At 72.6% G+C, this 6,069-nt stretch carries 4 protein-coding genes; 3 read left to right on the forward strand and 1 reads right to left on the reverse strand.

Annotated elements, in window-relative coordinates; genetic code table 11:
- From ABYE80_RS15895 to ABYE80_RS15905, 3 genes are all read left to right on the forward strand, one after another.
- Positions 1–969 (forward strand): acyl-CoA carboxylase subunit beta (locus ABYE80_RS15895; protein WP_372791283.1); only part of this gene is annotated, 969 nt, incomplete at its 5' end.
- Positions 970–986: 17 nt separating this feature from the next.
- A complete protein-coding gene (locus tag ABYE80_RS15900) occupies positions 987–2,999 on the forward strand; it encodes a biotin carboxylase N-terminal domain-containing protein (protein ID WP_372791284.1) in 2,013 nt (670 codons plus the stop codon).
- Positions 3,000–3,499: 500 nt separating this feature from the next.
- Positions 3,500–3,820 carry an antibiotic biosynthesis monooxygenase gene (locus ABYE80_RS15905; RefSeq protein ID WP_372791285.1) on the forward strand — a complete coding sequence of 107 codons (321 nt, stop codon included), beginning with the start codon at positions 3,500–3,502 and terminating at the stop codon, positions 3,818–3,820.
- A 45-nt stretch (positions 3,821–3,865) separates the two neighbouring features.
- On the opposite strand, the gene ABYE80_RS15910 is transcribed toward ABYE80_RS15905, so the two are convergent.
- A complete protein-coding gene (locus ABYE80_RS15910) occupies positions 3,866–5,845 on the reverse strand; it encodes an FAD-dependent oxidoreductase (RefSeq protein WP_372791286.1) in 1,980 nt (659 codons plus the stop codon).
- Between the last annotated feature and the right edge of the window lie 224 nt (positions 5,846–6,069).

Here is a 6,069-nt window from a genome sequence, read left to right on the forward strand (position 1 = left end):
CCGCTCGTGAAGATGGCCACGGGCGAGGAGTCCGGGGACGAGGAGCTCGGGGGAGCCGACATGCACTCGCGCGTCTCGGGCCTCTCGGACTACATGGCCGTCGACGAGCAGGACGCCCTGCGGCTGGGTCGCCAGGTCGTGCGGCGGCTCAACTGGAGCAAGCTCGGCCCGGGCGCGACGGCCCTGCCGGTCCGCGAGCCGCTGCACCCGGTCGACGACCTGGCGGGGCTCGCGTCGATCGACCTCAAGGAGCCGTTCGACATGCGCGAGGTGATCGCCCGCCTGGTCGACGGCTCCGAGTACGACGAGTTCAAGCCGCTGTACGGCACGTCGCTCACGACCGGCTGGTCGTCGATCCACGGGTACCCGGTCGGCATCATCGCCAACACCCAGGGGATCCTCTTCAGCGAGGAGGCGCAGAAGGCGACGCAGTTCATCCAGCTCACCAACAAGATGGACGTGCCGCTGCTCTTCATCCACAACGTCACCGGCTACATGGTCGGCAAGGAGTACGAGCAGCGCGGGATCATCAAGCACGGCGCGCAGATGATCAACGCGGTCTCGAACTCGACCGTGCCCCACCTGACGCTGATCGCGGGCGGCTCCTACGGCGCCGGCAACTACGGGATGAGCGGCCGCGCGTACAAGCCCCGGTTCGTGTTCGCCTGGCCCAACGCCAAGATCGCGGTGATGGGACCGGCGCAGCTCGCCGGCGTGCTGTCGATCGTCGCCCGAGCGGCCGCCGAGTCCAAGGGGCAGACGTACAACGAGGAGTTCGACGCCGCGATGCGCAAGGCGGTCGAGGAGCAGATCGAGCGCGAGTCCCTGGCGCTGGCGAACTCCGGGCTGCTCTACGACGACGGGATCATCGACCCGCGCGACTCGCGCACGGTGCTGGGCCTCGCGCTCTCGTGCTGCCACTCCGGACCGGTGGAGGGCGCGCAGGGCTACGGCGTCTTCCGGATGTAGGACGACAGGACGACGACATGACCGCACCGAAGCCGATCACCACCCTGCTCGTCGCCAACCGCGGCGAGATCGCCCGTCGCATCCTGCGCAGTGCCCGGGCCATGGGCCTGCGCACCGTCGCCGTGTACTCCGACGTCGACGCGGACGCGCCGTTCGTCCGGGAGGCCGACCTCGGGGTCCGGCTCGGCGGTGCCGCTCCGGCGGAGTCCTACCTCCGCGGCGACGCGATCATCGACGCCGCTCGCCGTGTCGGGGCCGACGCGATCCATCCCGGCTACGGCTTCCTCGCGGAGAACGCCGCGTTCGCCCGCGCCTGCGCCGACGCTGGGGTGACCTTCGTCGGTCCGTCCCCGGAGGCGATCGACGCCATGGGCTCGAAGCTCGGCGCCAAGCGGCTGCTGGGCGAGGCCGGGGTGCCCGTCCTGCCGGACTGCGACGCGACCGGCCTCGACGGGGAAGCCCTGCTCGCCGCCGCGGGCGAGGTCGGCTACCCGCTGCTCGTCAAGCCGTCGGCCGGCGGCGGTGGCAAGGGCATGAAGGTCGTGGAGCGCCCCGAGGACCTCGAGGCCGCCGTCGCCTCCTCACGACGCCTGGCGGCCGACGCGTTCGGCGACGACACCCTGCTGCTCGAGCGCTATGTCGCGTCGGGCCGCCACGTGGAGATCCAGATCCTCGGCGACCACCACGGCACCGTCACGCACCTCGGCGAGCGTGAGTGCTCGGTCCAGCGCCGCCACCAGAAGGTGCTGGAGGAGTCGCCGTCCCCGGCGGTCTCGCCCGAGCTCCGGGCGCGGATGGGGGACGCCGCGGTGGCGGCGGGTGCGGCGATCGGCTACGTCGGGGCCGGCACCGTGGAGTTCCTGCTCGCGACCGACGGCAGCGACGAGTTCTTCTTCCTCGAGGTGAACACCCGCCTGCAGGTCGAGCACCCGGTGACCGAGATGGTGACCGGCGTCGACCTCGTGCGGCTGCAGCTGGAGATCGCGGCCGGTGCTCCGGTCCCGGCCCGGGCGCAGCGACCCGAGCCCTCGGGGCACGCGGTCGAGGTCCGTCTCTACGCGGAGGACCCGGCGGCCGACTTCCTGCCCCAGACCGGCCGCCTGCACCGCCTGTCGCTGCCGGAACGCGAGGGGCTCCGTATCGACGCGGGGGTGGAGAGCGGCTCGACCGTCTCGGTGCACTACGACCCGATGGTCGCGAAGGTCATCGCCCACGCGCCGACGCGGGCCGAGGCCGTGCGAAACCTGGCGGCGGTGTTGCGCGAGGCGCACATCGACGGGCTGCGCACCAACCGCGACTTCCTCGTGCGCCTGCTCTGCGATCCGGCGTTCGTGGCCGGGGAGGCGGACACCCGCTTCCTGGACCGCGACGAGGCGACCGGTCTGCGCGCGCCGCTCGTCGACGGCCCCGAGCGGGCGCTGAGCGCCGCCGCGGCCGCGCTGGCCCGGCAGGCTCGCGAGCGGGCCGCGGCGGTGGTCCAGACGACGCTGCCCTCCGGGTGGCGCAACAGCCCGTCGCAGCCGCAGGTCGTGGAGTACGCGCACGAGGACGAGACGGTGACGGTCGGCTATCGCTTCGGCCGCGACGGCCTGCGCGTCCTCGAGGTCGACGGAGCGCCGCTGGGCGACGTCCGCCTGCTGCACGCAACACCGCAGCACGTGGTGCTGGAGGTCGACGGCATCCGTCGTGCGTACGACGTGCGGGTCCACGCCGGTGATCCGCAGACCCATGTGACGGGTCCGGTCGGCCAGTGCGACCTGACGGAGCTGGAGCGCTACCCCGACCCCTCCGCGCAGGACGCCGCGGGATCGCTCCTGGCCCCGATGCCGGGCAGCGTGGTCCGCGTCGACGTCGCCCAGGGCGACACGGTGACCGCCGGTCAGCCGCTGCTGGTGCTCGAGGCGATGAAGATGGAGCACGAGATCGTCGCGCCCGCCGACGGGATCCTCACGTCCCTCCCGGTGGAGGTCGGCACCCAGGTCGACGCCGGCACGCTCCTGGCCGCCATCGAGGACGCACCGGACGCCTGAGCGCCCCGCCCGCACCGCCCCCGCACCCCGCCACCCCACGCCCTGCAGCGTTTCAGCGACCCTCAGGGTCGCTCAGACGTCGCACCCCCTACGCGCTGGCCAGGTCCCGCACCTGGACGCACGTCGGCCGGCCCGAGGCGGGCGCACGGTTCGGTCGCGACACCGATCCGGGCCGCGTCCGCGTGGGTCGCTGCCCGTGCGCCGCGGGCGCCCGCAGCGGCGTCCCGGAAGGGGGTTCGGGGGTGGCCGGAGCGGCATCGCAGGGGTGGCAGCTGATGGTGCCGGACCAGGTGACGGAGGCGGGAGAGAGCATGTCCGCAGCATCCGTCCGCACCCGCTCCGCGTCGTTGCGCGCGACGACATCCGGAGTGTCACGCCCGCGACACTGCGGCCCGAGCGCGGGCGCCGCGCCGCTGGCCGCACGTCGGGTTGCCAGATGCACGCGACGGGCGTAGCGTCGGAGCACGGCCCAGCATCCCCATCAGAAGGAGCGTGCAGCAATGTTCGCGACCGTGCGGACCTATCGTGTCGGCGCCGGGACCCTCGACGCGGTCATGCACCGCGTCGACCGGGACTTCGCCGAGTCGCTGGCGGCCGAGCCCGGGTTCATCTCCTACCAGGCGATCGAGACCGGGGAGGACATGCTCATGACGATCAGCGTCTTCTCGAACGCCGACCAGGCACAGGCGTCGAACGACCTGGCGGCCCGCTGGGTCATGGAGGAGCTCGCGGACTTCGAGATCTCGCGGGTCGGCGTGATCGGCGGCGACGTCATGGTCAGCCGGGCGAGCTCGGAGGCGCTGGTCCCGGCCCATCACTGACGGTGGAGCCCCGGCACGGCGCGGCCGCGCCACCCGCCGTGCCGGTCAGTCGCCGGAGAGGATCGCGTCCGCGGTCCTGTGCGCGAGCGACATGATCGTGACCATCGGGTTGACGCCCGGCGCCGTCGGGAAGGCGCTGGCGTCCCCGATCCACACGCCGGGGACGTCGTGCAGCTGCCCGCGCCCGTCGGCGACCGAGGTCTGCGGATCGCTGCCCATCCGGCACGACCCCATCTGGTGCGCGGTGAAGCACGCGATGTCGTTGGGCGCGTAGCTCGCCTGCTCGAGAGCTGCGAGGTAGCCGTCGAAGTCCTCGCCGCTGCGCCAGCGGTGCTCGCGCTGGTGGGCGGTGTAGATCTCGGTCGCCCCCGCGGCATGGTGCAGGCGTGCCAGCTCGACGTTGGCCCGGATCGCCAGGCGCCGGTCGACGTCGTCGTCGAAGTCCCAGCGGACCACCGGACGACCGAGGTCGTCGAGCACGACCTCGCCGGACCCGTGGTCGCGCGCGACGGTGATGAACGGCGCGGTCCACTTCAGCAGCGACATCAGGCGCTTGTGCTGCTCGCCGGACTCCCACGGCAGCGCGCCGGACATGAAGCCGGGCAGCAGCCCGGCGGCCTCCAGGAGGAAGCCGTACCCGTCCTCGATGTCGAAGAAGTGGTCCGACAGCGCGGACTGGATCTGGCCCGTCCAGCCGTCGACCTCCTCGTCGTAGATGCCGAGGACCGCGAAGGCCGGGTGCAGGCGCAGGTGCTTCCCGGTGGCGGGCCCGCCGATCCCGCTGCGCAGCAGCAGCGCCGGCGACTCGATGGCGCCGCAGGCCACGACGACCGTGTCGGCCTCCACCGTCAGGGCGGTGGTGCTGCCGTCGGCGTTCGTGACCGTCGCCTGCACCCCGGTCGCCCGGCCGTCGCTCGTGAGGACCCTGTCCGCGTGACACCCGACGACCGCGTGGGCACCCGCGTCCGACGCGTCCTGCAGCCAGGTCTTCAGCGCGGACCGCTTGCAGCCGTGCTGGCATCCGAGCGAGCAGTGCCCGCAGTGCGCCGCGTCGTCGTCGAGCGTCGCGTTGCGCCAGATCGGACGGTGCTCGTAGCCGAGCTCGTCGCATGCGCGCAGGAGTCGTCGATGCGTGCCGTTCTGCCGGGTCGCCTCGGTGTTCGCGCCCAGCCGCTCCATCACGACGTCCAGGTGCTCCTGCACGAAGGCCGACTGCCCGAGCCCGGCGAGGCCGTGCCGCTCCCACTCGTCGAGGATCGTGTCGGGGGTCCGCACGCAGTTCATGTAGTTGACGACGGTCCCGCCGCCCAGCGTCGCGCCGGCGAGGACCGAGATCGACCCCGACTCCGAGGCCCCGAGGCCGCCGCCGTGGTACAGCTCGAAGTAGCCGGGGACCTCCTGGTTCGAGAAGTCCGACTCGCTGCGGTAGCCGCCGGCCTCGAGCACCAGCACGTCGCGGCCGGCCTGCGCGCAGCGTGCGGCGATCACGCCGCCTCCCGCGCCGGAGCCCACGACGCACACGTCGCAGCGCAGGGTCGCGGTCGCTCCCGAGACCTCGCGCACGGCCAGGCGCTTGGGGGACTCCTCGGGCGTCGGCGGTGACGTCGGCGGCCCCGGGAAGCCGAGCGCTTCCCAGTTGGGGTTGCTGCCCGCGGCGTCGGGCATCCCGTAGAAGAAGAGGAGCGTCAGCCCCTTGACGCCGCGCAGTCCGAGCTTCGCGCCGGGGTCCTGCGCGGCGATGCCGTGGATCAGCGCGGTCCGGGTCGCGAGGTCGGCGTCGGTGAACCCCTCCCCGTGCAGCGCGTCGAACAGGCCGCCGAACTGCTCGATCTCCTCTGGCGTCATGACCTGCGCCATCAGGCCCTCGATCTGCTCCGGCACCCCGAGATCCGACGCGCAGCGCGCGAGGAACCCGCGGGCGACGTCGTCGTGGCCGGCGTCGTCGACGGACGGCACGAACGTGTCGCACAGCGCCCGCAGCGTCGCGCGTCGCGTTTCGGTCAGCACGGCCTCGGCCACGGTCATCTGCTGCTCCTGGGTCGGATGCGGTGGAGGTCCGACCGTACGTCGCGTGGGGTCGGCGATGCAAGCGGGGTCCGGGCGGTGAACGGGATTCAGGCGGCCCTCCGCCGGGAAAAGGCACCATGTACCGGGCTCCTGAGCCTCACGGCTCATCCATCCGGCCGTCCGGTCCGATACACCTGTATGAGCGTGCACGACCTTCCCCACCTCATAGACGTCCGTTTCGA

This window comes from Paraconexibacter sp. (genome assembly GCF_041602235.1).
Classification (GTDB): domain Bacteria; phylum Actinomycetota; class Thermoleophilia; order Solirubrobacterales; family Solirubrobacteraceae; genus Paraconexibacter.